The organism is Herbaspirillum sp. GW821-FHT09A12 (assembly GCF_059418325.1).
The window spans coordinates 83,267-107,298 of sequence record NZ_JBWKPR010000008.1; the positions used below are offsets into that span (position 1 = coordinate 83,267).

General features: G+C 61.5%; 24 protein-coding genes. 16 read left to right on the forward strand and 8 right to left on the reverse strand.

The window, feature by feature from the left end:
• The first annotated feature begins 73 nt into the window (after window positions 1-73).
• Window positions 74-1,840 (forward strand): sensor domain-containing diguanylate cyclase, encoded by a 1,767-nt coding sequence (locus tag AC07N6_RS16930; protein WP_494782653.1) that lies wholly within the window; start codon window positions 74-76, stop codon window positions 1,838-1,840.
• 13 nt (window positions 1,841-1,853) lie between these two features.
• Here AC07N6_RS16930 and AC07N6_RS16935 read toward each other — a convergent pair whose 3' ends face one another.
• The 5 genes from AC07N6_RS16935 to AC07N6_RS16955 all read right to left on the reverse strand — a co-directional run bounded on the left by AC07N6_RS16935 (window position 1,854) and on the right by AC07N6_RS16955 (window position 6,841).
• Window positions 1,854-2,546 (reverse strand): glutathione binding-like protein, encoded by a 693-nt coding sequence (locus AC07N6_RS16935; protein WP_494782652.1) that lies wholly within the window; start codon window positions 2,544-2,546, stop codon window positions 1,854-1,856.
• A gap of 183 nt (window positions 2,547-2,729) precedes the next feature.
• Window positions 2,730-3,890 carry a pyridoxal phosphate-dependent aminotransferase gene (locus AC07N6_RS16940; protein ID WP_494782651.1) on the reverse strand — a complete coding sequence of 387 codons (1,161 nt, stop codon included), beginning with the start codon at window positions 3,888-3,890 and terminating at the stop codon, window positions 2,730-2,732.
• Between the two features lie 81 nt (window positions 3,891-3,971).
• Window positions 3,972-4,511: a putative toxin-antitoxin system toxin component, PIN family gene (locus AC07N6_RS16945; protein ID WP_494782650.1), complete on the reverse strand. Its 540-nt coding sequence runs from the start codon at window positions 4,509-4,511 to the stop codon at window positions 3,972-3,974.
• Window positions 4,512-4,523: 12 nt separating this feature from the next.
• On the reverse strand, window positions 4,524-4,811 hold the full coding sequence (locus tag AC07N6_RS16950) for a hypothetical protein (RefSeq protein ID WP_494782649.1): 288 nt from the start codon (window positions 4,809-4,811) through the stop codon (window positions 4,524-4,526).
• Window positions 4,812-5,101: 290 nt separating this feature from the next.
• A complete protein-coding gene (locus AC07N6_RS16955; protein WP_494782648.1) occupies window positions 5,102-6,841 on the reverse strand; it encodes a methyl-accepting chemotaxis protein in 1,740 nt (579 codons plus the stop codon).
• 255 nt (window positions 6,842-7,096) lie between these two features.
• Between AC07N6_RS16955 and yaaA the strand changes: the two genes are divergently transcribed.
• A complete protein-coding gene (gene yaaA, locus AC07N6_RS16960; protein WP_494782647.1) occupies window positions 7,097-7,873 on the forward strand; it encodes a peroxide stress protein YaaA in 777 nt (258 codons plus the stop codon).
• 119 nt (window positions 7,874-7,992) lie between these two features.
• On the opposite strand, the gene AC07N6_RS16965 is transcribed toward yaaA, so the two are convergent.
• Entirely contained in the window at window positions 7,993-8,793 is an 801-nt protein-coding gene (locus AC07N6_RS16965; protein ID WP_494782646.1) for an outer membrane protein assembly factor BamD, read from the reverse strand.
• 119 nt (window positions 8,794-8,912) lie between these two features.
• Here AC07N6_RS16965 and AC07N6_RS16970 point away from each other — a divergent pair, with 119 nt between their 5' ends.
• Window positions 8,913-10,034, forward strand: coding sequence for an RluA family pseudouridine synthase (locus AC07N6_RS16970; RefSeq protein WP_494782645.1), 1,122 nt, complete (start codon window positions 8,913-8,915; stop codon window positions 10,032-10,034).
• A gap of 10 nt (window positions 10,035-10,044) precedes the next feature.
• Window positions 10,045-10,791 carry a peptidoglycan editing factor PgeF gene (pgeF, locus tag AC07N6_RS16975; protein WP_494782644.1) on the forward strand — a complete coding sequence of 249 codons (747 nt, stop codon included), beginning with the start codon at window positions 10,045-10,047 and terminating at the stop codon, window positions 10,789-10,791.
• Window positions 10,792-10,849: 58 nt separating this feature from the next.
• Here pgeF and AC07N6_RS16980 read toward each other — a convergent pair whose 3' ends face one another.
• Complete coding sequence (locus tag AC07N6_RS16980) at window positions 10,850-11,800, reverse strand: LysR substrate-binding domain-containing protein (RefSeq protein ID WP_494782643.1); 951 nt, start codon at window positions 11,798-11,800, stop codon at window positions 10,850-10,852.
• Between the two features lie 135 nt (window positions 11,801-11,935).
• Between AC07N6_RS16980 and AC07N6_RS16985 the strand changes: the two genes are divergently transcribed.
• Window positions 11,936-12,703 carry a sulfite exporter TauE/SafE family protein gene (locus AC07N6_RS16985; protein WP_494782642.1) on the forward strand — a complete coding sequence of 256 codons (768 nt, stop codon included), beginning with the start codon at window positions 11,936-11,938 and terminating at the stop codon, window positions 12,701-12,703.
• Window positions 12,704-12,757: 54 nt separating this feature from the next.
• Window positions 12,758-12,967 (forward strand): hypothetical protein, encoded by a 210-nt coding sequence (locus AC07N6_RS16990; RefSeq protein ID WP_494782641.1) that lies wholly within the window; start codon window positions 12,758-12,760, stop codon window positions 12,965-12,967.
• A gap of 43 nt (window positions 12,968-13,010) precedes the next feature.
• Here AC07N6_RS16990 and AC07N6_RS16995 read toward each other — a convergent pair whose 3' ends face one another.
• A complete protein-coding gene (locus tag AC07N6_RS16995) occupies window positions 13,011-13,280 on the reverse strand; it encodes a hypothetical protein (RefSeq protein ID WP_494782640.1) in 270 nt (89 codons plus the stop codon).
• Between the two features lie 56 nt (window positions 13,281-13,336).
• Between AC07N6_RS16995 and AC07N6_RS17000 the strand changes: the two genes are divergently transcribed.
• The 10 genes from AC07N6_RS17000 (at window position 13,337) to motA (ending at window position 24,025) form a co-directional block, all read left to right on the forward strand.
• Window positions 13,337-15,172 (forward strand): PHA/PHB synthase family protein, encoded by a 1,836-nt coding sequence (locus tag AC07N6_RS17000; RefSeq protein WP_494782639.1) that lies wholly within the window; start codon window positions 13,337-13,339, stop codon window positions 15,170-15,172.
• A gap of 247 nt (window positions 15,173-15,419) precedes the next feature.
• The gene (locus AC07N6_RS17005) at window positions 15,420-16,160 is read left to right on the forward strand and encodes a 3-ketoacyl-ACP reductase (protein WP_494782638.1); all 741 of its coding nucleotides are present in this window, start codon (window positions 15,420-15,422) and stop codon (window positions 16,158-16,160) included.
• Between the two features lie 302 nt (window positions 16,161-16,462).
• Window positions 16,463-17,020: a polyhydroxyalkanoate synthesis repressor PhaR gene (gene phaR / locus AC07N6_RS17010; RefSeq protein WP_141916213.1), complete on the forward strand. Its 558-nt coding sequence runs from the start codon at window positions 16,463-16,465 to the stop codon at window positions 17,018-17,020.
• Window positions 17,021-17,281: 261 nt separating this feature from the next.
• Window positions 17,282-18,658, forward strand: coding sequence for a 30S ribosomal protein S12 methylthiotransferase RimO (gene rimO, locus AC07N6_RS17015; protein ID WP_494782637.1), 1,377 nt, complete (start codon window positions 17,282-17,284; stop codon window positions 18,656-18,658).
• A complete protein-coding gene (locus AC07N6_RS17020; RefSeq protein ID WP_494782725.1) occupies window positions 18,658-19,074 on the forward strand; it encodes a hypothetical protein in 417 nt (138 codons plus the stop codon). The genes rimO and AC07N6_RS17020 overlap by 1 nt, the downstream gene beginning before the upstream one ends.
• A 164-nt stretch (window positions 19,075-19,238) precedes the next feature.
• A complete protein-coding gene (locus AC07N6_RS17025; protein WP_494782636.1) occupies window positions 19,239-20,408 on the forward strand; it encodes a cystathionine beta-lyase in 1,170 nt (389 codons plus the stop codon).
• 619 nt (window positions 20,409-21,027) lie between these two features.
• The gene (gene flhD, locus AC07N6_RS17030; RefSeq protein WP_050470524.1) at window positions 21,028-21,345 is read left to right on the forward strand and encodes a flagellar transcriptional regulator FlhD; all 318 of its coding nucleotides are present in this window, start codon (window positions 21,028-21,030) and stop codon (window positions 21,343-21,345) included.
• Between the two features lie 160 nt (window positions 21,346-21,505).
• Window positions 21,506-22,102 carry a flagellar transcriptional regulator FlhC gene (gene flhC / locus AC07N6_RS17035; protein WP_494782635.1) on the forward strand — a complete coding sequence of 199 codons (597 nt, stop codon included), beginning with the start codon at window positions 21,506-21,508 and terminating at the stop codon, window positions 22,100-22,102.
• Window positions 22,103-22,170: 68 nt separating this feature from the next.
• Complete coding sequence (locus tag AC07N6_RS17040; protein ID WP_494782634.1) at window positions 22,171-22,980, forward strand: class I SAM-dependent methyltransferase; 810 nt, start codon at window positions 22,171-22,173, stop codon at window positions 22,978-22,980.
• A gap of 184 nt (window positions 22,981-23,164) precedes the next feature.
• A complete protein-coding gene (gene motA / locus AC07N6_RS17045) occupies window positions 23,165-24,025 on the forward strand; it encodes a flagellar motor stator protein MotA (protein ID WP_494782633.1) in 861 nt (286 codons plus the stop codon).
• Window positions 24,026-24,032: the final 7 nt, after the last annotated feature.

The following is a 24,032-nucleotide window of genomic DNA, read 5'->3' on the forward strand; positions in this document are numbered from 1 at the left end:
GCCCATGACGCCTGACCGTTCAGCACACCAAGCCAAAACAGGTTTTCACCAGAAGGCGCTCGCATTCAACAATGTGACCCTTTCCTATATCGCCCGCGGGGCGCCGCTCGATCATTTGCTCGACCGTATCGCCGGCGGTTTCAGCCAGGCTTATCCGGCCCGTTCGCTGGGCATTTTCCTGTTCGATGCAGCGCAGCGCCGCTTGCGAATCGGTTCCGCGCCGGGCATGTTGCCGCGCCATGTGCAGCAGATAGAGGCGTTCGATGTGCCGCAGCCCGATACGCCCCAATTCTGGCGGCAGTTCCAGGACAGCGCCGCCGAACACGGCGTCGAGGTGATGGAGATGTTGCCGCTGCGTTCCTTCGCCGGGGATGTCGCCGGCATCCTGGTGGTATGCGGGCAAGCCGGCGCGCCGGACGATTTGCAATATGACGATATCGCCTACCGGCAGACGGTGGGGGCGGCGGTCTCGATGGCGATGCTGTCCATCGAACGTTCGATGGCGCCGGCGCATATCCGGCCGCCGGTCGAGACCGCCGGGCCCGGCGACGAACGCATGGCGCTGGCCATCGAAGGCAGCGGCACCGGCATCTGGGACCGCAATGCGGTGACCGGCGAGATCTATTATTCGCGTGGCTGGAAGGCGATCCTCGGGTATGAGGACTGGGAGCTTTCCAACCATATCGAAGACTCCTACAAGCGGGTGCATCCTGACGATCTGTCCTATGTGCAGGAGACCATCCGGCGCCACTTTGCCGAGAAATCCGATACCTATGTCGTGGAGCACCGCATTTTGTGCCGCGATAACAGCTACAAGTGGATTTGCAGCCGCGGCAAGGTGGTGGCGCGCGATGCCCAGGGCAACGCCTTGCGCATGATCGGCACCACCACCGACATCACCGAACTCAAGCTACTGACCGAGAAGTTGCGCAAAAGCGGCCAATTGCTGGCCGACCTGACCAACGAGATTCCGGGAATGGCTTTCCAGTACCGCATCCCGCCGGGAAAGGCGGGTTACTTCACCTATGTCAGCGAAGGCGTGCGGGAGACCTACGGCCTGGCGCCGGAGCAACTGCTGGCCGATGCCGCCGCGATTGAGGCCATCATGCATCCGGACGACCTGCCGGCTTATCTTGCCTCGCTCCAGTCCATCGCCGGCGGCGCCGGCCACTGGCGTCTGGAATACCGCGTGACGCCGCCCGGCGCCGGCCAGGAAATGCGCTGGCTGCGCGGCCATGCCAGGCCGCGCCGGTTGGGCGACGGCAGCATGCTATGGCACGGTTTTATCAGCGACGCCAGCGAAAGCAAGGCGGTCGAATTGGAATTGCAGGAGTTCGCGCTGACCGATTTCCTGACCCAGGTGCCCAACCGCCGCTATTTCATGCAGCGGCTGGAAGAAGAGCATGGCCGCATCCAGCGCAGCAGCGATGGCCGCGCGGCTTTGCTGATGTGCGACCTGGACCATTTCAAGGCCATCAACGATACCTACGGCCATGCCGTCGGCGACCAGGTGCTGAAGAACTTCGCCGGCGTGCTCAAGGCGCAGTTGCGCAAGAGCGATACGGTGGGGCGTTTCGGCGGCGAGGAGTTCGCGGTGATCCTGGCCGATGCCGATGCGCAGGTCGCGGCGGTTTTCGCCGAACGCTTGCAGCGCAGCTTCGCCGCCCAGCCGCTGGTATTGGACGGGCAGGCCATCCTGGTGACGCTGAGCATCGGCATCGTCGTCATGCATCCCGATTGCGAATGCCCGGAGGCGGCGCTGCGGCAGAGCGACGATGCGCTTTACCGCGCCAAGGAAAGCGGACGCAACCGTTTCGAGGTGGCGTCCGCGCAGGGCTGATGCCGGCCGCGGCTCAACGTTTCTGGTACTGGCCTTTGCCGAACAGCAGGTCCTTGGCCTTGTCATCGGTCAAGGGCTTGCGCTGGTCGGCCAGCACGGTCACGCCGCGCTGCACGGCCGGGCGCGCGCCGATGGCGTCGAACCAGCGCTTGACGTTGGGGTAGTCGGCCAGGTCGATGCCCTGGTTCTTGTGCGAACGGGTCCAGGGGAAGCTGGCGATGTCGGCGATGGTGTATTCATCGCCGGCCAGGTAGGCGTGCTTGCCGAGCTGCTTGTCCATCACCTGGTACAGGCGCCTGGCTTCGTTGCTGTAGCGGTTGACGGCGTACTCGATCTGCTCCGGGGCATACAGGCGGAAGTGGTGCGCCTGGCCCAGCATCGGCCCCAGGCCGCCCATCTGGAACATCACCCATTGCAGCACCTCATATTTCTCGCGGTCGGTCTTGCCGAGGAAACGGCCGGTCTTGCCCGCCAGGTAAATCAGGATCGCGCCCGATTCGAACAGCGAGATCGGCTTGCCGTCCGGGCCGTCCGGATCGGTGATGGCGGGAATTTTGTTGTTCGGGGAAATCTTCAGGAAGTCCGGCGCGAACTGGTCGCCGGCGCCGATATCGATGGCGTGCGCGGTGTAAGGCAGGCCGCATTCTTCCAGCATGATGTGAACCTTGTGGCCGTTGGGCGTGGCCCAGCTATAGACGTCGATCATGTGTGTCCTTGTCGTTATCCGGTTGATCCGATGGCGGCGCGCCGGCGATGACTGTCGTCAGGGGCGCGGTGCATTAGTGTAGCGGAAGGCGGATGCGGCTGCAGGAGGTGGGGAGTGGTGTGGGCAGGAGAGCGGGGGCCTCGCCCGGAGATGCCGGGGCGAGACCATGTTGCAGCGATGGGGTTACAGTTTTGCCAGCCGGTCCAGCGCCAGGCGCAGCGTTTCATCCTTCTTGGCGAAGCAAAAACGCACGATGCCCGATTCCCTGGGCGTGTTGTAGAAGGCCGAGACCGGAATGGCCGCCACGCCGATCTCGGTGGTCAGCCATTTGCAGAATTCGGCTTCGGAGAGATCGGAGATGGCGCCGTACTTCACGCATTGGAAGTAGGTGCCTTCCGAGGGCAGCAGTTCGAAGCGGGTGTTCTTGAGGCCGTCGCGGAACAGGTCACGTTTCTTTTGGTAGAAGGCCGGCAGCTCGAGGTAGGGCGCCGGGTCCTTCATGTAAGCGGCCAGGCCGTACTGTACCGGCGTATTGACGGTGAACACGTTGAACTGGTGCACCTTGCGGAATTCCGCGGTCATGGCGGCCGGCGCGGCCACGAAGCCGACCTTCCAGCCGGTGACGTGATAAGTCTTGCCGAAGCTGGAGTTGATGAAGGTGCGCTGCGACAGTTCCGGATGGCGCGCCAGCGATTCGTGCTGGCAGCCGTCATAGACCATGTGTTCGTACACTTCGTCGGACAGGATCAGGATGTCGGTGCCGCGCACGATATCGGCCAGCGCCTGCACGTCGGCCGCCTTCATGATGCTGCCGGTCGGGTTGTGCGGGGTGTTGACCATGATCATGCGGGTCTTGGGCGTGACGGCGGCCGCCACCTTGTCCCAGGGAATGCTGTAGCCGCGCTCGTCCACGTTCATCTGCACGAAGACCGGGATGCCGCCGGCCAGTTCGATGGCGGGCACGTAGCAGTCGTACGCCGGCTCGATGACGATCACTTCGTCGCCGGCATGCACCGCGCACAGCACCGAGGTCAGGATGCCTTGGGTGGCGCCGGCGGTGACGGTGATTTCGCCGGCCGGATCGTAGCGGCGGCCGTGCAGCTTCTCGACCTTGTCGGCGATGGCTTCGCGCAGGAGCTGCACGCCGGCCATCGGCGGGTATTGGTTCAGGCCGTCCTGCATGGCGCCGGCGACAGCCTGCACCAGCGCCGGGTCGCAATTGAAATCGGGGAAGCCCTGGCCCAGGTTGACCGCGCCCTTTTCGCTGGCGAGCGCGGACATGACGGTGAAAATGGTGGTGCCGACGTTGGGCAGTTTGGTGACGATATTGGCTGGCGTGCTCATTGCTGCGGGGCCTGATCCTGGAGTGTTTTTTACAAGCCGGCTATTTTAGCCGGAATCGTCGCCCGGCATTTTTGCGTTGCATCAACAGGCTGTGGGGAGAAAGGCGTCGAGCCGCCAGTGCTGCGGCGGGACGATGGAAAACATGCCTTTGCGCAAGGTCTTTTTGGCCAGTTTCAGCACTGCCTTGTCTTTGCTGACCAGGACATGGGCCCGGCATTGCAGGGCCAGTTCCAGGAATTTCTGGTCATCCTTGTCGCTGCAGATCGGCAGGCCGAAGGTGTTGACCTCAGCCAGCGGCAGGCAGTGCAGCAGGCGGTCGAATTCGGCGCAGATGGCCGGCTTGTCGGCGGGCGTGAGCGGCAGGTGCGGGTAGTCCAGCACGGCCAGCCATTCGTTGCGGCAGTCTTCGCGGGTATAGGCCTGTACGCTGCCGTCCTGCAAGGCTTGCAGCAGGGCGTTCCAGCGCGCATCGCGAAAGACGAACAAGTCCAGGCAGACGTTGGTGTCGAGCACCAGCCGCTGGCGTTCGCCGGCGGCCGGCGCAGCGGCAGGCGTGGCGGATGCGGTGGGGGCGATAGGTACGGTGGGGGCGGTAGGGAGGGGTATTGCCGGAGTGCTCATTCAATCATCAATCTAGTTGTCGATGCCATGGTTGGCTTCCGGTGGCATGTCATGCGCTTGGAGCAGGTTGCCGCCGGCTTCGAGCACATCATACCCCTGGTCGGTGACGCGCCAGAAATTGTGCATGTCCACCGCCACCAGGCCGCGGTCGTGCAGCAGGCGCAAATGGTGGAGGATCAGCTCCGGCGCCAGGTGCTTGACCGACAATTCCCCCTGGATCTTTTCCACATCGCCGTAAATGGTGCCGAAGGAGGCCAGGGTCTTGAGGATGTCGCCCATCAGGGCCTTGTCGCGTTTCATGGTGTGCTCCTTGCCGCCTGGCATGGCTGCCGCAATCGGGGCGATTGTGCTTTTGCCAATGCACCACTATCAATGTAGGCGTTTCATGCATTGACCGCAAAAGCGGGCGCAAGTGCCTGCCGGGTTGATCGGCGATGTGCATGGTATTGGTTATCGGCAATTCGCATGGCGGACTTGAGTGCCATGCCGGCGAAAAAATCGCCTCGCGAATGAATTGAACCCCGCAAGTTGGGCATCAACTTGCGGGGTTTTTTATTGGCCGCGGCGGCAAGGCAGGGTGGGGCCTGCGCTCAAAACTGTTCCCACGCCTCGTCGTCGCCGGCGGGCATGAATTTGGGTTCGGCTTTTTTGGCGGGCAGGGCCGGCTTGCCCGGCATGGATTTGAGCGCGGGCGCCGCCGCCGGCTTGATGGCGGCTGTTGGCGCTGGCGCCGGTTTGGCGGCGGGCTTTGCTTCTGCCGGGGCGCCGGCGGTGGCGTGCGAACGGTCCAGCTTGAAGACGCTGACCAGTTCGGCGAGTTTTTCCGCCTGCTCTTGCAGGGAGCCGGCGGCCGCGGCGGCTTGCTCGACCAGCGCGGCATTTTGCTGGGTGACTTCATCCATCTGGGTGATGGCGAGGTTGACCTGTTCGATGCCATCGCTCTGTTCCTGGCTGGCCGAGCTGATCTCGCCGACGATGTCGGTCACGCGCTTCACGCTGGCGACCACTTCGGTCATGGTGGTGCCGGCCTGCTCGACCAGCTTGCTGCCGGTATCCACCTTGGCCACCGAGTCGTCGATCAGGGCCTTGATTTCCTTGGCCGCCGATGCCGAACGCTGCGCCAGCGAGCGCACTTCGGACGCCACCACGGCGAAGCCGCGCCCTTGTTCGCCGGCGCGCGCTGCTTCGACGGCGGCATTCAATGCCAGGATATTGGTCTGGAAGGCGATGCCGTCGATCACGCTGATGATGTCGGCAATCTTGCGCGAACTCTCGGTAATGCCTTCCATGGTTTGCACCACCTGGCCCACCACGCTGCCGCCCTGGACCGCCACATCGGAGGCTGAGTTGGCCAGTTGGTTGGCCTGGCGCGCGTTGTCGGCGTTTTGCTTGACGGTGGAGGTCAGTTCTTCCATGGCCGAGGCGGTCTGTTCCAGCGAGCTGGCTTGTTCTTCCGTGCGCGAGGACAGGTCGAGGTTGCCGCTGGCGATTTCGCGCGAGGCGGTGCTGATGGTATCGGTCCCTTGGCGTACCTGGCCGACGATGCGCAGCAGGCTATCGTTCATGGCCTTGAGCGATTGCATCAGGCGGCCGGTTTCGTCGCGGCTGGCAGGTTTGATGTCGACGGTCAGGTCGCCTTCGGCCACGCGCTCGGCGACATGCATGGCATCTTGCAGCGGGCGCGACACGATGCGCGCCACCCAGGTCGCCAGCAGCAGGCCCAGGCCGATGCAGCAGGCCAGCAGGACGGCGATCATCGTGCGCGCGTTGTCGTAACGGGTCTGGGCGTCTTGGTCGGTGGCGTCGGCGGTATCGATATTCAGGCTCACCAACTTGTCCAGCGTGTCGAACAGCCGCAGGTAGACTGGCGTGAGCTGGTCGAGCAGGATCGCGCGCGCTTCGTCTATCTGGTGTTCCTTGACGTGCCCGGCGATGGTCTGGTGGATGCGGGTAAAGGCCGCGAGATCGGCCTTGATGGCGGCGAAGCTGATTTCCTCCGCCTCAGAGTCGACCACTGCCGAGTATTTTTCCAGCGCCTTGTCCAACGCGCTGAACTGGCCCGCGATCAGTTTCTCGTTGTTCTCCACGTTGCTTTCATTGCCGGGCAGCAGGTGCTGGAGCTGGAGCGTCCGTATGCGCGCCAATGCGACCTTGACTTCCAGCGGATAGCGCACGCTGGGCAGCGATTCGGTGGCGATCATGGTCGAGGCCTGGTTGACTTTGGACAGTTGCACGATGGAAAACACGCCTTGAATGGCTGTCAGTACCAGGATCGCGGCGAAGGTGATGAGCAGCTTGCGCGCGATGCGCAGATCATAGAACCAGGTCATGGTTGTTTCCCCTATTGGATAGTTTTGTCGCAAAGCGTGGAGTGCGCAGGCGCGATCCCGTCTTGCATGGATGGTCTTGCGTCAGTGTAAAGTCTCGATTGCCGGGCAAAAGGCCTAAAAGGGCTGTATTTGCGCGGCAAATTCGCGTATCGCGGCGTCTTCCCGTCCAATAGGGCGTAGGGCGCTTTATTGCGGTGCACACAATTGCCGGGCTTTGGGTATCATTGCGCCAACCTGTTGATTGGATGAAATCCCATGCTGATTGTTTTGTCTCCCGCCAAGTCGCTTGATTACGATACGCCGCCCGTTACCGAGATCCACACCACGCCCGCTTTCATTGCGCGCTCGGCCGCACTGATCGAGCTGCTCAAGCAGCTCTCGCCGGCCCAGGTCGGCAGCCTCATGGGCATCTCCGATCAATTGGCGGTGCTCAACGTGAACCGGTATGCCGCGTGGTCGCGCAAGTTCACCGGCAAGAATTCCAAGCAGGCGGTGCTGGCCTTCAACGGCGATGTGTATGAGGGGCTGGATGCGAATTCGCTCAATGCCAAGCAGCTCGACTATGTGCAAAATCACGTGCGAATCTTGTCCGGTTTGTACGGCATGCTGCGCCCGCTGGATCTGATGCAGCCTTATCGCCTGGAAATGGGGACCAAGCTGGCCAATCCGCATGGCAAGGACTTGTACGCTTTCTGGGGCAGCGAGATCACCGAGGCCCTCAACGGCGAACTGGCGACGCAGAAGGCGCCGGTGCTGGTGAACCTGGCGTCGGAAGAGTATTTCAAGGCGGTCAAGCCCAAGCTGCTCAAGGCCAAGGTGATTGCGCCGGTGTTCGAGGACTGGAAGGGCGGCAAGTACAAGATCATCTCGTTCTATGCCAAGCGCGCACGCGGCCTGATGGCCCGTTATGCGGCGCTGAAGAATATCAGCCAGCCGGAAAAGCTCAAGGGCTTCGACCTGGACGGATATGCGTTTGCCGAAGAGGTATCGACCGACAGCAACTGGGTGTTTCGCCGCAAGCTGGAGGCTTGAGGTATCGGCGGCATCGGCGGCGATGGGCGCCTGGCGCGCCTTGCCTTCGGGAAATGAAAAAGCCTCGCATTGCGAGGCTTTTCGTTTGGCGGCTCAGGCCGGGCCAGCCGGGCGTGTCTTTACCAGATCTTCCACCAGGCTTTGTCTTCCTTCTTCGGGCCGCCGGTGTAGTAGGGGCTGTTCGGGTAGTTGGCCTTGATCACGCGTTCGGTATCGTCGCGCAGCTTGGTTTGGCCCAGCGCGTCGTAGGAGCGCATCAGGATGAACAGCGCCTCTTCGTTGGCCGGCGCGTCGGGGTATTGCTTGATGGCGGCCTGGGCGCGGTTGGCGGCTGACACATAGGCGCCGCGGCGGTAGTAGTAGTTGGCCACGTGCACGTCGTATTGCGACATGGCGTTGACCAGGTACTTCATGCGGGCGATGGCGTCCGGCGTGTACTTGCTGTCGGGAAAGCGTTCGGCCAGCAGCTTGAACGAGTCGAACGCGTCGCGCATCGCCTTGGGGTCGCGCTCGGTGTTGTCCTGGTCGGTGAAGGTGTCGAAGATGCTGGTGCGGTCGTTGAAGTTGATCAGGCCGCGCAGGTAATACATGTAGTCGACATTGGGATGGTTCGGGTGCAGCTTGATGAAGCGATCCACGGCGGCCAGGCCTTGCGCCTGGTCATTCTGGCGGTAGTAGGCGTAGGCGACATCCATCTGCGCCTGCTGGGCGTAAGTGCCGAACGGATAGCGCGATTCCAGCTTCTCGAAATACTTGATCGCCTTGTCATAACCGCCGGCGTTCAGCTCATCCTTGGCTTCCGAGTATAATTTCGCGGCAGACCAGCCGGTAGTCTCGTCCTTTTGCTCCGGCAACAGACCGCAAGCCGTGAGAGACAGGGCAAAGCCGACGGTGATTAACTTCAATAAGATTTTGTGCATGACTCTTGTGTGCTTGTCTGAATGCTTACCGTTTTTTTGCATGTCAGGCGCGAACGCCTTGCCGAGTCGGCTGCATGGTTAACCCAAATACAATCCACCCGATCCGGCGATTATAGCTGATGTCACGTAAGAAACCCCCTCAGATTACAAATGGCGAACAGCCTGTAAAGATCGACCTTCCCGACGACGAATTCGACGAGGGCGACGATGCCTCCGAGGCAGCGGCGTCCGCGCAGTTGTCCGAGCTGGCGCCCATTTCCCTGCGCCTGACCGACGATGCCATCGGCCAGCGTCTGGACAAGGTGCTGTCAGGCTTGATCCCCGAATTTTCGCGCAGCCGCATCCAGCAATGGATCGAAGAGGGCTACGTGACCGTCGACGGCGCCCCGGCCAAGGGCAAGATGACCATGCTGGGCGACGAGCAGGTGGAAGTGGCGCCGCAATCGTCGCCGCAGGATCATGCCTACGGCCCGGAGCCGATGGCGCTGGATATCCTGCACGAGGATAAATCCCTCATCGTGCTCGACAAGCCGGCCGGGCTGGTGGTGCACCCTGCCGCCGGCAACTGGAGCGGCACCTTGCTCAACGGCCTGCTGCACCATTGCCCGGGACTGGCCAATGTGCCGCGCGCGGGGATCGTGCACCGCCTGGACAAGGAAACCAGCGGCCTGATGGTGGTGGCCAAGACGCTGTCGGCGCAGACCGACCTGGTGCGCCAGTTGCAAGCGCGCAGCATGAAGCGCCAGTATCTGGCGCTGGTATGGGGATTGCCGCAACTGTCCGGCACCGTCGATGCGCCGATGGCGCGCCATCCGCGCGACCGCATCAAGATGGCGGTGTCGCAAAGCATGACGGCCAAGCCGGCGGTGACGCACTATCGCCGCCTGGCCACCGGCCTGATCGACAGCAAGCCGGTCAGCCTGGTGCACTGCCGCCTGGAGACCGGGCGTACGCACCAGATCCGGGTGCACCTGCAGTCGCTGGGGTTCCCGCTGGTGGGCGATGCGCTGTACGGCAAGCAGCACCTGGCTTCGGTGTTCCCGCGCCAGGCGCTGCAGGCGGCCCGCCTGGGGCTGACGCATCCGACTTCCGGCAAGTTCAGGCAATGGGCGGCGCCGCTGCCGCAGGATATGACGGAGCTGCTGGTGCGGGCGGGCATCGATCCGGCGCTGGCGATGATCCCGGAAATGTCGAGCGAACCGGATCCGGTGATGGGCGATCCGGACGACGACGATTATTGAGGAAGCCTGCATGGAGTTGCTGATCCCGGAATGGGATGCCCCCGACAATATCGGCGCGCTGGCCACTTTGCGCGCCGGCGGCTGCAGCGCGCATCCTTATGGCGACGGCGAGGGCGGCCCGGGCTTGAACCTCGGCGCCCACGTCGAAGACGATCCTGCGCTGGTAGCCAAAAACCGCGCCTTGTTGCGCCGCCTGCTGCCGCAGGAGCCGGCCTGGCTGTCGCAGGTGCATGGCACCACGGTGGTGGATGCGGCCGGCGCGGCGCCCGCCGTCCAGGCCGATGGCTGCGTCAGCGCCGCGGCCGGCGCCGTGTGCGTGATGATGACGGCCGATTGCCTGCCGGTCCTGTTGTGCGACCGCGCCGGGACGGTGGTGGGCGCGGCCCATGCCGGCTGGCGTGGGCTGGCGGCCGGCGTATTGGAAAATACCGTGGCGGCGATGCGCGCGCGCGGCGGACAAGACATCATGGCCTGGCTGGGGCCGGCGATTGGGCCGGCGCAGTTCGAAGTCGGCGCCGAGGTGCGCCAGGCCTTCATGCAGCACGATGCCGCGGCCGATGCCGCCTTTCGCAGTTGCGCAGGCCGGCCGGGCAAGTATCTGGCCGACATCTACCATCTGGCGCGCTTGCGCTTGCATGCAGCCGGGGTGGCCGATATTGCCGGAGGCGGGCTGTGTACGGTCAGCGATGCCCGTTTTTATTCTTACCGGCGCGACAAGACTACCGGCCGCATGGCTTCGCTGATCTGGCTTAAATAGTCGAAATAGCCGACCGGATCCCCGCTTGGAAAATGGCAGCCTGTGAGGGCTGCCATTTTTATTTGCGCTTGCCGTTGTCGCTTGAAGAAGATGGGGGCGGCCCCTTGGGCGGCCGATGCGAATGCGCCTGCAGGGCCTGGATCAATTCGCGCGTATGGCCGGGCAGGCCGTCAAGGCCGCGCACGCAGATCAGCAATTGCCGCCTGGCCCAGGCATCGGCCAGGGGCAGGGCGCGGATATCCATGTGGGCGGCGCAGGCGTAGGCCGCGGTTTCAGGGATGACCGCCACCCCGACCTGTTGCTCGACCATGCGGCAGATGCCGTCGAAGCTGCGTAACCGCACCCGGTATTGCAGGCGTTTGCCGGCGCGCGTGGCATGGCCGGCGAGATGTTGCTGCAAGGCGCTGTCGCCGGACAGACCGACGAAATCCTCGCCCAGCAGTTCGCCGAAGGCCAGCGATTTGCGCCTGGCCAGCGGATGCCTTCTGGCCAGCACGGCGACCAGGTGATCCTGGCGGAAGGGGAAGGTGTGCAAAGGGCCGCTGTCGGTCGAGTCGGCGATGATGCCCACGTCGGCCACGCCGTCCACCACGGCTTGCACCACTTCATAACTCAGCTTTTCTTCCAGTTCGATATCGGTGCGCGGATGGCGCGCCAGGAAAGAGGCCAGGACTTCCGGCAGGAATTCGGTCATGGCCGAGGTATTGCACAGCAGCCGGATATGGCCTTTCAAGCCTTGCGCGTACTGGCCCAGTTCGTCGCGCAACTGTTCCATTTGCCGGGTCATCATGCGTGCATGGTGCGCCAGCGCGCGGCCGGCGTCGGTCGTCTGGACACCGCGCCGCCCGCGTTCCAGGAGGGCGGCGCCGAGCGCGTCCTCCATGTTGCGGATGCGCGCGCTGGCCGAGGCCAGCGCCATGTGCGCACGGGTCGCGCCGGCGGTGATGCTGCCGCTTTCCACGATATGCAGGAAAAGGCGCAGGTCGGAAAGGTCGAATCGGTTGCTCATCGGCAGCAGGTGGCGTTGGTCTGCCTTCGTCCATGACGAAGGCTGGCTAAGTGTATTCCACATTTCCAGATGGCGCGAGGGCTGGCAGACTGCTCGTAACCTGACTTTTTTGCCGCCATCTTCCGAGCCCACATCATGCAATCGCTGCTTTCCTTCATGGGTATGAACGCCACTGTACTGGCGGCTTGCCTCGGCGTGTTTTTGCTGGCCGGCTTCGTCAAGGGCGTGATCGGCCTGGGGCTGCCGACCGTCGCGGTCGGGCTGCTGAGCCTTGCGATGCCGCCGGTGCAGGCCGCGGCGCTGCTGATTGTGCCTTCGATGGTAACCAATGTCTGGCAACTGCTGGCCGGCGGCGCCTTCATGGCGCTGGCCCGGCGGCTGTGGGCCATGCTGGCCGGGATCATGCTCGGCACCTTGGCCGGCAGCGGCTTCATGGGCGCCGACGGCGGCCGGCGCGCCATTGTCGCGCTGGGCGTGGCGCTGGCGCTGTATGCGATAGCGGGCCTGGCGTCGTTCAAGTGGTCGGTGTCGGCGGGCGCGGAGAAATGGTGGTCGCCGGTCATCGGCCTGGCGACCGGTTTGATCACTGCGGCGACCGGCGTGTTCGTGATCCCGGCCGTGCCGTACTTGCAGGCGCTCAACCTGGAGCGCGACCAATTGATCCAGGCGCTGGGTTTGTCGTTCACGGTCTCCACTGTCGCGCTGGCGATCAATCTGGGGCAGGGCGGAGCCTTCGGCGGCAGCGTAGCCGGAGCCTCGGCGGTGGTGTTGCTGCCGGCGCTGCTGGGCATGGGCATCGGCACCTGGGTGCGCGGCAAGGTGAAGGCGCAGACCTTCCGGCGCTGTTTCTTCGCCGGCCTGCTGCTGCTGGGCCTGCATCTGGCCTCGCACGTGGCGGAGTGAACGGCGATGGCGACTTGCGGAATTTCTTGCAACTGGAAGATCGAAGGGCCGCGCATGCATCCGCAAGACGAGGTGCATGTCTATGCTTACCTTGGCGGCCGGATGATCGGCATGCTTGACTGCCGCTTATGTGGCGGCGGCGTGCAGTTGCGGATGGCCTACGTGTCGCCGCCCTGGCGCGGGAGTGCGGTGCTGCGCGATATGCTGGCCGCCCTGCGCGGGCACTACCGGCAGGTTGCCGTGTTGCGTGCGCGGCGCCGCTGAGGTTGCCGCGGCATTGTCGTGCGATAGGGGCGCCAAGCCGGCTTTATCGGCCCGGATGATTGGCGCCGTCTTCCGGGTTTTTCTGCGCGCATTCGGCATGCTCGTCATTTGCCGAGTCTTCCTTGCGCGCAGCTTTCATTTTCTCTCTCTTTTGTCGATTCCGCTTGCGTTGCGGCGTACCCATCAGGTATAAAACAATGGTCAAGGGAAATACGCCGTACAGCAGGAAGGTGGTCACTCCGGCGACCGCATTCAGTTCGGTGATCGACATCATGAAGACGACGTAGAGCCATGCGATAGCAACGATATACATGGTGACTGGAGCTTCGGGATAAACCGTCAAGATACGCGAAAATTGCAGATCCGAGCATGAACAAGCAGAATCCGCAGCAACTCTCTCCTGATGTATCCGCATGGCTGGCGCAGATGTCCGATCCGAAATTCTGGGCTTCCCTGCCATCTCAATTTCAATCGCAATTCCAGCATTTCCAGCATTTCCAGCAACTCCAGCCTGCGTTGCCGTCTTTTCCCAATATGGGTTTTCCCTCCGGGGCGGCGGCCAGTGCCGGGCAGTTCGACCCGTCTTCGCTGATGAAGCAGTTGGGCGAGTTGGGCGCTTCGCTGGATGCGGCCGACATGCTCCGCCTGCAGCAGGATTACGCGCAGCAGTTTTCCGAACTCTGGCAATCGGCGGTGTCGGCCAAGACGCCGGCCATCACTGACCGCCGCCTTTGCGCGCCGGCCTGGCAAGAGAGCCCTTACTTCGCGTTTCAGGCTGCGGCCTACCAGCTCAATTCGCGCTTCCTGCTGGCCTTGGCCGATGCGGTCAAGGGCACCGACAAGGTGCGCCACAAACTGCGTTTTGCGGTGCAGCAAATGATCGATGCGATGTCGCCGGCCAATTTCCTGGCGACCAATCCGGTTGCCCAGCAAAAGATTATCGAGACCGGTGGCGAAAGCCTGACCAAGGGCATTGCACAATTGCTCGCGGACTTGCAGAAGGGCCATATCTCGCAGACGGATGAAACCGCTTTCGAAGTCGGCAAGGATGTCGGCGCCAGCGAAGGTTCGGTGATTTACGAGAATGAGCTGTTCCAGCTGATCCAGTACGCGCCGCTGACCAAAACCGTGCATGCGGTGCCGTTGCTGATCGTGCCGCCTTGCATCAACAAGTTCTACATCCTCGACTTGCAACCGCAGAATTCGCTGGTGCGCTATACGGTCGAGCAGGGGCATACGGTGTTCCTGATTTCGTGGCGCAATGCCGATGCCTCGATCGATGGCGCCACCTGGGAGCAGTATGTCGACGGCGCCGTGGCCAACGCCATCCATATCGTCCAGGAAGTGAGCAAGCAGCCGCAGATCAATGCGCTGGGCTTTTGCGTCGGCGGCACTATCTTGTCGTGCGCGTTGGCGCTATTGGCCGCGCGCGGCGAGGATCCGGTGTCCAGCCTGACGCTGCTGACGACCTTCCTCGATTTCGTCGATACCGGCGCCATCGATGTCTATATCGATGAGATGCAACTGGCCATGCGCGAGCAGATGATCGGCAAGCGCGGCCTGATGGCCGGGCGCGATTTTTCCAGTGCATTTTCCAGCCTGCGCCCGAACGACCTGTTGTGGAATTATGTCGAATCCAATTACCTGAAAGGGGAGACGCCGACCGCGTTCGACCTCCTGTACTGGAATGCCGACAGCACCAACCTGCCGGGGCCGATGTTCTGCTACTACCTGCGCCACATGTATCTGGAGAATGCCCTCAAGGATCCGGGGCGGCTGACGGTTGCCGGCGAGAAGATCGACCTGCGCAAGATCACCGCGCCGGCGTTCATTTACGCCTCGCGCGAGGACCATATCGTGCCGTGGAAATCGGCGTATGCGTCGGTGGCGCTGCTCAATGCATCCAGGCGCGCCAATAACCGTTTCGTGCTGGGCGCATCCGGCCATATCGCCGGCGTGATCAATCCGGCGTCCAAGAACAAGCGCAATTACTGGACCAACGACAAGCTGGAAGCCGATCCCGATGCCTGGTTCGCCAAGGCCAAGGAGCATCCCGGCAGCTGGTGGAGCGAATGGGTGGCCTTCCTGGGCAAGCATGCGGGGCGCAAGGTGGCCGCGCCCAAGGCTGCGGGTTCGGCAAAGCATAAGAGAATCGAGCCGGCTCCCGGGCGCTACGTGAAGGTCAAGGCCGACCAGATCATCTGAGTTTGCGGGGGAAACTGGAATTCAGGGCTTGCCCGCGCGGCCGCTACGGGGAGGCCGGCATGGAAAATGCATCGAGGGCCGCGCGGCCGGGCGACAGGCCTGCATCATGCAGCGATGCGTCGGATGAGGTTGGGATTCAGGGTGGCCGAAGGCAATCGGCGCTCAGGAAAACGCGGACGCAGAGCAGACGCGAGAGAGGGGAGATGTTGATGTCCCCGATAATCAATCCACACTAGGAGGCAGCACAATGAACAAGCGTATCGCATATGTGACCGGCGGCATGGGCGGTATCGGAACCGCCATCTGCACACGCCTTTGCAAGGACGGATATACCGTCGTGGCGGGTTGCGGTCCGAATTCCTCGCGCAAGGACAAATGGCTGGCGACCATGCGCGAGCAAGGCTACGATATCCATGCGTCCGAAGGCAACGTCTCCGATTGGGATTCGACCAAGGTGGCGTTCGAGAAGGTCCGGGCCGAGATCGGCGAAGTCGACGTGCTGGTCAACAATGCCGGCATCACCCGCGACGGCCAGTTCCGCAAGATGAGCAAGGACGACTGGGACGCCGTCATCAATACCAACCTGAATTCGCTCTTCAACGTCACCAAGCAGGTCATCGACGGCATGGTCGAGCGCGGCTTCGGACGCATCGTCAACATTTCATCCGTGAACGGCCAGAAGGGCCAGTTCGGCCAGACCAACTATTCCACCGCCAAGGCGGGCATCCATGGCTTCACCATGGCGCTGGCGCAGGAGGTGGCGACCAAGGGCGTGACCGTCAATACCGTCTCGCCGGGTTATGTCGGTACCGATATGGTGCGTTCGATCCGTCCGGAAGTGCTGGAGAAGATCGTCTCCGGCATCCCGGTCAAGCGCCTGGGCGAGCCGGAGGAAATTGCCTCCATCGTTGCCTGGATCGCTTCGGACGAAGGCGGCTACGCTACCGGTTCCGACTTCTCGCTCAATGGCGGCCTCTATATGGGCTGATGCCATTTGCCGCGGCCGGCGCCGCTTGCGCCGACCGCGGCATTGTTGCGAGGGCTTATTCTCCGCAATGCAATATTGGTTTGCCCATTCGCACTCTTTCCCCCCTATAATGTTCAGGCATGCTGCCCTGCAAAACCATGGGTTGTATGGTGTTCGAACGAGCAGGACAAAAGAAGAAAGAGTAAGAGAGAGGACAGATAAGAATGTCCCAGACGTCTGCGGGCTGGGAGGTAACTGAAGCGGCCCGCAATCGCTGCAAACAATAGCCGCAACAGCGGCTGACAAGAGAGACTGGACTTCAGATGACTACTGCAAAAAAATCGGCCGATCGCTTGATCAAGAAGTATCCCAACCGCCGTCTTTACGATACCCAGACCAGTTCCTACATCACCTTGACCGACGTCAAGCAGTTGGTGCTGGACAATGAGGAATTCACCGTGGTCGATGCCAAGAACGGCGACGACCTGACCCGCAGCATTTTGTTGCAGATCATCCTGGAAGAAGAGTCGCACGGCGCGCCGATGTTCTCCAGCGGCGCACTGTCGCAGATCATCCGCTACTACGGCCATGCGATGCAGGGCATGATGGGCTCCTACCTGGAAAAGAACATCCAGACCTTCATCGACATCCAGAACAAGCTGGCCGAGAACTCCAAGGGTTTCTACGAAGGCAAGCCGTTCAGCCCCGAGATGTGGACCCAGTTCATGAATGTGCAGGGGCCGATGATGCAGGGCATGATGAGCAACTATATCGAGCAGAGCAAGAACCTGTTCATCCAGATGCAGGAGCAGATGCAGAGCCAGACCAAGAACATGTTCGGCACTTTCCCGTTCGGCAATCCGCCGGACCAGAAGAAGTAAGGCGAAGCGCCGCGTTTGCCGGGCTTGCCGGCGGCGGCCTGAAAAGCGCCATGGTTCGACTTCCCAAACGGCCCATCGGGCCGTTTGCATTTTGGCAAGTGTGTGGCAAGCGTTGTGGCGGTTTCGAGGGGAATCTGCGCGAAAAAAGCGCAGAAGAGGGTGGGGCGCGGCGGACAAGGTACAATACGGCCCTGATTTTAAACGCATTTTTAAAAGCCTTTCCCGTTTTTCCTTCCAGCCAGTTTCTCCAGCCAGTCCATCATGTCCAACCCATCCTCTTCCCATCCCCCGGCGCAGCCCAAGGTCGGTTTCGTCTCCCTCGGTTGCCCCAAGGCGCTGGTCGATTCCGAGCAGATCCTGACCCAGTTGCGCGCCGAAGGTTACGACACCGCCAAGTCCTACGACGGCGCCGATCTGGTGATCGTCAATACCTGCGGTTTCATCGACGCCGCGGTGCAGGAGTCGCTGGACGCCATCGGCGAGGCGCTCAATGAAAACGGCAAGGTGATCGTCACCGGTTGCCTGGGCGCGAAGAAAGATGCCGACGGCGACGACATCATCCAGAAGATCCATCCCAAGGTGCTGGAAGTGACCGGCCCGCACGCGGTCGGCGAAGTCATGCAGGCGGTGCACAAGCATTTGCCCAAGCCGCATGCGCCCTTCATCGACCTGGTGCCGCCGCAGGGCGTCAAGCTCACCCCCAAGCATTTCGCCTACCTGAAGATTTCCGAAGGCTGCAACCACCGCTGCAGCTTTTGCATCATCCCGTCCATGCGCGGCGATCTGGTGTCGCGTCCGATTGCCGATGTCATGCTGGAGGCGGAAAACCTGTTCAAGGCCGGGGTCAAGGAATTGCTGGTGATTTCGCAGGACACCAGCGCCTACGGCGTGGACGTCAAGTTTCGCACCGGGTTCTGGAACGGCAAGCCGATCAAGACCCATATGACGCAACTGGTGGGCGCGCTGGGCGAGCTGGCGGCGCAGTACGGCGCCTGGGTGCGCCTGCATTACGTTTATCCGTATCCGCATGTCGACCAGATCATCCCGCTGATGGCCGAGGGCAAGATCCTGCCGTACCTGGACGTACCGCTGCAGCATGCGCACCCGGACGTCCTCAAGCGCATGAAGCGTCCGGCCAATGGCGAGAAGAACATCGAGCGCATCCAGGCCTGGCGTGCGATGTGCCCGGACATCACGATCCGCTCCACGTTCATTGCCGGTTTCCCGGGCGAGACCGAGGCTGAATTCGAATACCTGATGGATTTCCTCAAGGAGGCCGAGATCGACCGCCTGGGCTGCTTTGCCTATTCGCCGGTGGAAGGCGCGACCGCCAATGCGCTCGACAATCCGGTGCCGGAAGAGCTGCGCGAGGAGCGTCGCGCCCGCGTCATGCAGTTGCAGGAAGAGATCTCCAGGAAGCGCCTGCAGGCCAAGGTTGGCAAGACGCTGCGCGTGTTGATCGATGAAGTCGACCGCAACGGCGGCGTTGGCCGCACCTATTCGGATGCGCCGGAAATCGACGGCGTGATCTATGTGAAGCCGCCGTTCGAGCCGCACCGCAAGTTGGCCGTGGGCCAGTTCGTCGATGTGCGCATTACCGCCGCCGATGCTCACGATCTTTGGGGCGCGGCTGAGTGATGGCGTCGTTTGCGGGATGGCGCAGCCTGACCTGCGCGGCGGTGTTGCTGTCCGGTTTGACTGGCGTGCCTGCTGCGGCCGGTGACGCCGCCGCATTGGCCGTACCGCTGCAGCAAAGCCTGATGGAGCATGCCGTCGTTTTGCGCGGCGACATCGATGGCCGCCAGATCCAGTTGTCGCTGCAACCGAAGACAAACGAGGATGGGCTGGAAGGCCGTTACTTCTTTTTCGGCGGTTCGCCGGAGATCCTGGTCGCAGGCGAAGTGGAGGGCGACGACCTGGTGATGGAAGAATCGGTCAACGGCAAGGATGTGTCCGGCCAATGGGAAGGGCATCGCCAGGGCAATGCCATCAGCGGCACCTGGTCCAACGCCGACGGTTCCGTTACCAAGCCGTTTTCGCTGCAGCTTCCCTGAACCTGCGGTGCATCGCGCAGATGCGCGCCCGGGGCCATCACCTCTCCGGTAGCCTCCCCATTCTCCCCATGGAGCGCTGCGCGGGACTTGCCGTGCGCGTATAGTGAGATTTTCCTGAGGCAGCCCTGCATCGGTGCCGCCATTTCGTCGCCAGAGGCCGATTCGTGTCAGAACAAAAGAATACCCCGCAAACTTCCCTGATCCACAGCAGCTATCGTGCCCCGGATGGCTTCGAGGCTTTCCCGGTCGGCATTCACCATGCTTCCACCGTGCTGTTTCCTAATGTCGCGGCCATGCGCTCGCGCGACTGGCGCGAAAAGCTCGGCTATACCTATGGCTTGCATGGCACCCCGACCAGCTTCGTGCTGGAGGCCCGCTTGGCGGAGATAGAAGGCGGCAAGTATTGCCGCGTCACCCCCAGCGGCCTGGCGGCGATCGCGATGATCAATTTCGCTTTGCTGAAAAGCGGCGACGATGTGCTGCTGCCGGACAATGCCTATGGGCCCGGCAAGGATCTCGGGCAATGGCTGCAGCGCGACTTCAACATCACGGCGCGCTTCTACGATCCGATGATCGGCGCCGGCATCGCCGACCTGATTGAACCCAATACGCGCCTGGTGTGGACCGAGGCGCCCGGTTCGGTCTCGATGGAAGTGCCGGACATCCCGGCCATTTGCCGCGCCGCCCATGAAAAGGGCGTGCTGGTGGCAATCGACAATACCTGGGCGGCGGGCCTGGCGTTCAAGGCCTTCGAGCATGGCGTCGACATCGTCATGCAAGCCCTCACCAAATACCAGTCCGGCGGTTCCGATGTCCTGATGGGCGCGGTCATCGTGCGCGACCAGGCGCTCAATGAGAAGCTGGAGCTGGCGCACATGCGCCTCGGCTTCGGCGTGGGCATGGACGACGTCTACCTGGTGTTGCGCAGCCTGTCATCGATGCGTTTGCGGTTCGAGGCGCATGACGCGGGCGCGCGCAAGGTCGCCGCTTGGCTCAAGCAACGGCCGGAGATTGCCGCGGTACTACATCCCGCCTTCGAGGATTGTCCGGGGCACGCATTCTGGAAGCGCGATTTCACCGGCGCGGGCGGCCTTTTTTCGGTGATCTTCGATCCGCGCTTTGGCGAAGAGCAGACCGACCGCTTTGTCGATAGCCTGCGCCTGTTCAAGATCGGTTATAGCTGGGGCGGGGCGCACAGCTTGTGCGTGCCTTACCGGATGCGAAGCATGCGCAGCCAGTGGACGCGGGAAGGCCAATTGGTTCGTTTCAGCATCGGACTGGAATCGCCGGAAGACCTCATCGGCGATATCGAACAGGCGCTTGCCCGGATGTAGCTGCCCGTACGGTATCTAGAACTTATTCTGTGATGAGATCCAGATAAAGACGGTATTCCCGGCTATTTTCTCGCTTGTCATGGAAATGAAGGAAATGTTGCCCCTTTTCATCCCTTTATTCGCAGCACGAACGTTTTATAATTGTTCCTGTACTGCCATGTTGCGCAAACGATGTAATGTCTTGTAAAGATATGCAAGTTTTGTCCTCTGCGTTATGGAACAAAACTACATTGCTGGCAGCAAGGAGATGTTCGCTCTGTTGATGAGCTAGTCGTTGCCAAGCAACATAAGCGCCCCGCACGCAAATAATTTACATCTGGTTTTATTGTCCAAATGGTAATTTTTTTGAGAGGTTTCACTGCGGAAATTTTTTCTGTTGAAAAATGTAAAACATCTCCGAAAGTCTTCTGGCAGCTGTCTTCAAATAGCTTTTAATTAATTTATTTGAAACAAAAATAAGAATTTGTAGGACAAATTCCTACAAATCACACTGGGTCGTATCTGACGAAAAATACCGACCAAGTCTAATTTCCCGCCTTTCTCCCCCCCCTCAGAATTGGCTTGCAGTCAAGTAAATGTAACTGACTGTAAGCGGTTTCCTTTTGAGGCGGGGGTTCAAATGAATACTAACGACATGATGGCGGAGATTCGCGACGCCAACCTGAGCTATCTCATGTTGGCACAGCAGATGGTTCGTTCCGATAAGCCGACGGCGATTTTCCGGCTCGGCATCAGCGCGGAAATCGCCGATCTGATCGAAGGCTTGAGCAATGCCCAGATCATGAAGTTGGCCGCCACAAACATGATGCTGACGCGTTTTCGTTTCGACGACAGCGCCATTCTCGGCATGCTGACGAACTACAACAAGGATAAAAGCCTGGCCCAGTCGCATGCGGCCATTCTGATGGCTTGTCAGCCCAGCGAACAAATTTCGTAAAACAACAAGACAAGAAGAGCCGGTGCGGCTGCATGCAGTCAACGCACCGGAGGGGAAGACGTTGAGCAGGACATAAGTTGGTCTTGGAAGTTTGCAGTCTGATGTCTTGCTTACAGGCGGATGGCAAGGCAGAGTCGATACGAAATCATCGGGGGGTAGCATGGCTAAGAAAAGCGTTGTCACGGAGGCGCAGGAAATTCAGTTGGCCATAGAGCTGATCAATCTGGGGGCAAGGCTCCAGTTGCTGGAGTCCGAAACTTCACTCTCGCGCGAGCGCTTGCTGAAGCTGTACAAGGAACTGAAAGGCGTTTCGCCGCCCAAGGGCATGCTGCCGTTTTCCACCGACTGGTTCATTACCTGGCAGCCCAATATCCATTCCTCCCTCTTCATCAACATCCATAAATACCTGGTTGAGCATGCGCGCATTGCGGGTATCGAGGCGGTCATGAAGGCCTACAAGCTCTATCTGGAGCAGGTCGGCCAAACCGATTCGGGCGAGCCGGTGCTGTCGCTGACCCGCGCCTGGACGCTGGTGCGCTTTTTCGAAAGCAAGATGCTGATGACCACTCCCTGCTGCAAGTGCAGCGGCCATTTCGTGGTGCATCGCCTGGATCTGCACCAGGATTACCTGTGCGGTCTATGCCACATGCCTTCGCGCGCCGGCAAGACCAAGAAGGCCAAGGACGCCGTGATTGCGCTGATCGAGCCGGTGCTGTTGCCGGTTGCGGCATCGGCGCCGCTGGCAGCTGTGGCCTGAGTGCTTGCCTTATCTGGCAAACCTGGCAAACGGCAGTACGCGTACCCCGGATGAGGCCGTTCGCATAGATGCCAGCAGACCGGAATGATCCCGAAGTTCGTCGCAAGCCTTTGCTGCAGGCTCCGGCTGTCCAAGCGCTGTTCCTCTTTTGCATTGGCCTGGTCGGCGCCAATGTGCTGGACGTGCTGGCCCAGCGCCTCGGCCTGGCCCCGTTTTCCCCTGTCCAGACATCGCTGCTGCATGGCCTGATTGCCGCATTGCTGGCGCGGCTGCGGCGCATGGCGGCCTGGTGGTGGTTCATCCTGCTGGTGTTTCCCGCGGCCGCGCAGGGCGTGGCGCACCTGCATCTTCCTTCCTGGCTGTTCCTGGCCATCTTCCTGTTCATGCTGGTGTTGTTCTGGTCGACCTTTCGCAGCCAGGTGCCGTTCTATCCCTCCGGCCTTCCTGCGTGGAATGCGGTGGCCGAGCTGCTGCCGGCCGGACGCCCGATCCGCTTCATGGATATCGGCAGCGGCCTGGGCGGCGCCGTGCTCAATCTCTCGCGGCGGCGGCCGGACAGCGAGTTCAGCGGCATCGAGATCGCCCCTTTGCCGTGGCTGGTCAGCCGGGTGCGCGCCGCATGGGCGGGAAACCGTTGCCGTTTTGTCAGGGGCGACTACCTGCTGCTCGATTTTGCCGACTACGACGTCGTGTTCGCCTATCTGTCGCCGGCCGCCATGGTCGCGCTGTGGCAGAAGGCGTCGGCGGAAATGCGCCCGGGATCCTTGTTGCTCAGTTACGAATTCCATATCCCGGGGGCGCCGCCGGACATCGTGGTGCAACCGGATGGGGGCGGGCCCGCGCTGCATGGATGGCGCATATCGTCGGCCGCGCGGTAAGCGGAGGGTGAGTCGGCGTTGAAAATAAGGCGAGACGGAACGTATTAAGTTTCCCGGTTTTCAGCCGTAAATCGAAAAGGAAGGACGTTTTTCGGATATGTATTCCCCCATTTGCTTGAATGGAATACATGTAATCTGACGAACGTGAAAATACACTCAACGCCACCGGGACGGGAGTAGGCACTTGTTAGTCATCATTGGATATGTCGTGGTCATGGCGTCCGTCTTCGGCGGATTTGCCCTTGCTGGCGGCCACTTGGGGGCGCTGTTTCAACCGGTCGAACTGCTCATGATCGGCGGTGCGGCCGGCGGCGCGTTCCTGGTCGGCAACAACGCCAAGGCCATCAAGGCCACGCTGAAGGCGTTGCCGACTGTCCTGAAAGGGTCGAAGTACACCAAGGCGCTGTACATGGAGTTGATGGCGCTGCTGTTCGAAATCCTGACCAAGTCGCGCAAGGAAGGCCTGATGTCGATCGAAGGCGACATCGAAGAGCCTGAAAACAGCCCGATCTTCAGCAAGTACCCGGGCGTACTGGCCGACCATCACCTGATCGAATTCATGACCGACTACCTGCGCCTGATGGTGTCGGGCAACATGGATGCGTTCCAGATCGAAAACCTGATGGACAACGAAATCGAAACGCACCACCACGAAGGCGAAATCCCGGTGCATTGCATCGCCAAGCTGGGCGACGGCATGCCGGCCTTCGGTATCGTGGCGGCGGTGATGGGGGTGGTGCACACCATGGAATCGGTGGGTATTCCCCCTTCCGAGCTGGGCATGCTGATTGCGCACGCGCTGGTCGGCACCTTCCTCGGCATTTTGCTGGCCTACGGTTTCGTGGGGCCGTTGGCGAGCCTGCTGGAACAAAAGCTGCATGAATCGACCAAGATCTACCAATGCGTCAAGGTCACCTTGCTGGCCAGCCTGAACGGGTATGCGCCGGCGCTTTCGATCGAATTCGGCCGCAAGGTCCTGTTCTCGACCGAACGCCCGACCTTCCTCGAGCTGGAAGAGCACGTGAAGCAGGCCCGCAGCAAGTAAGGCGAAC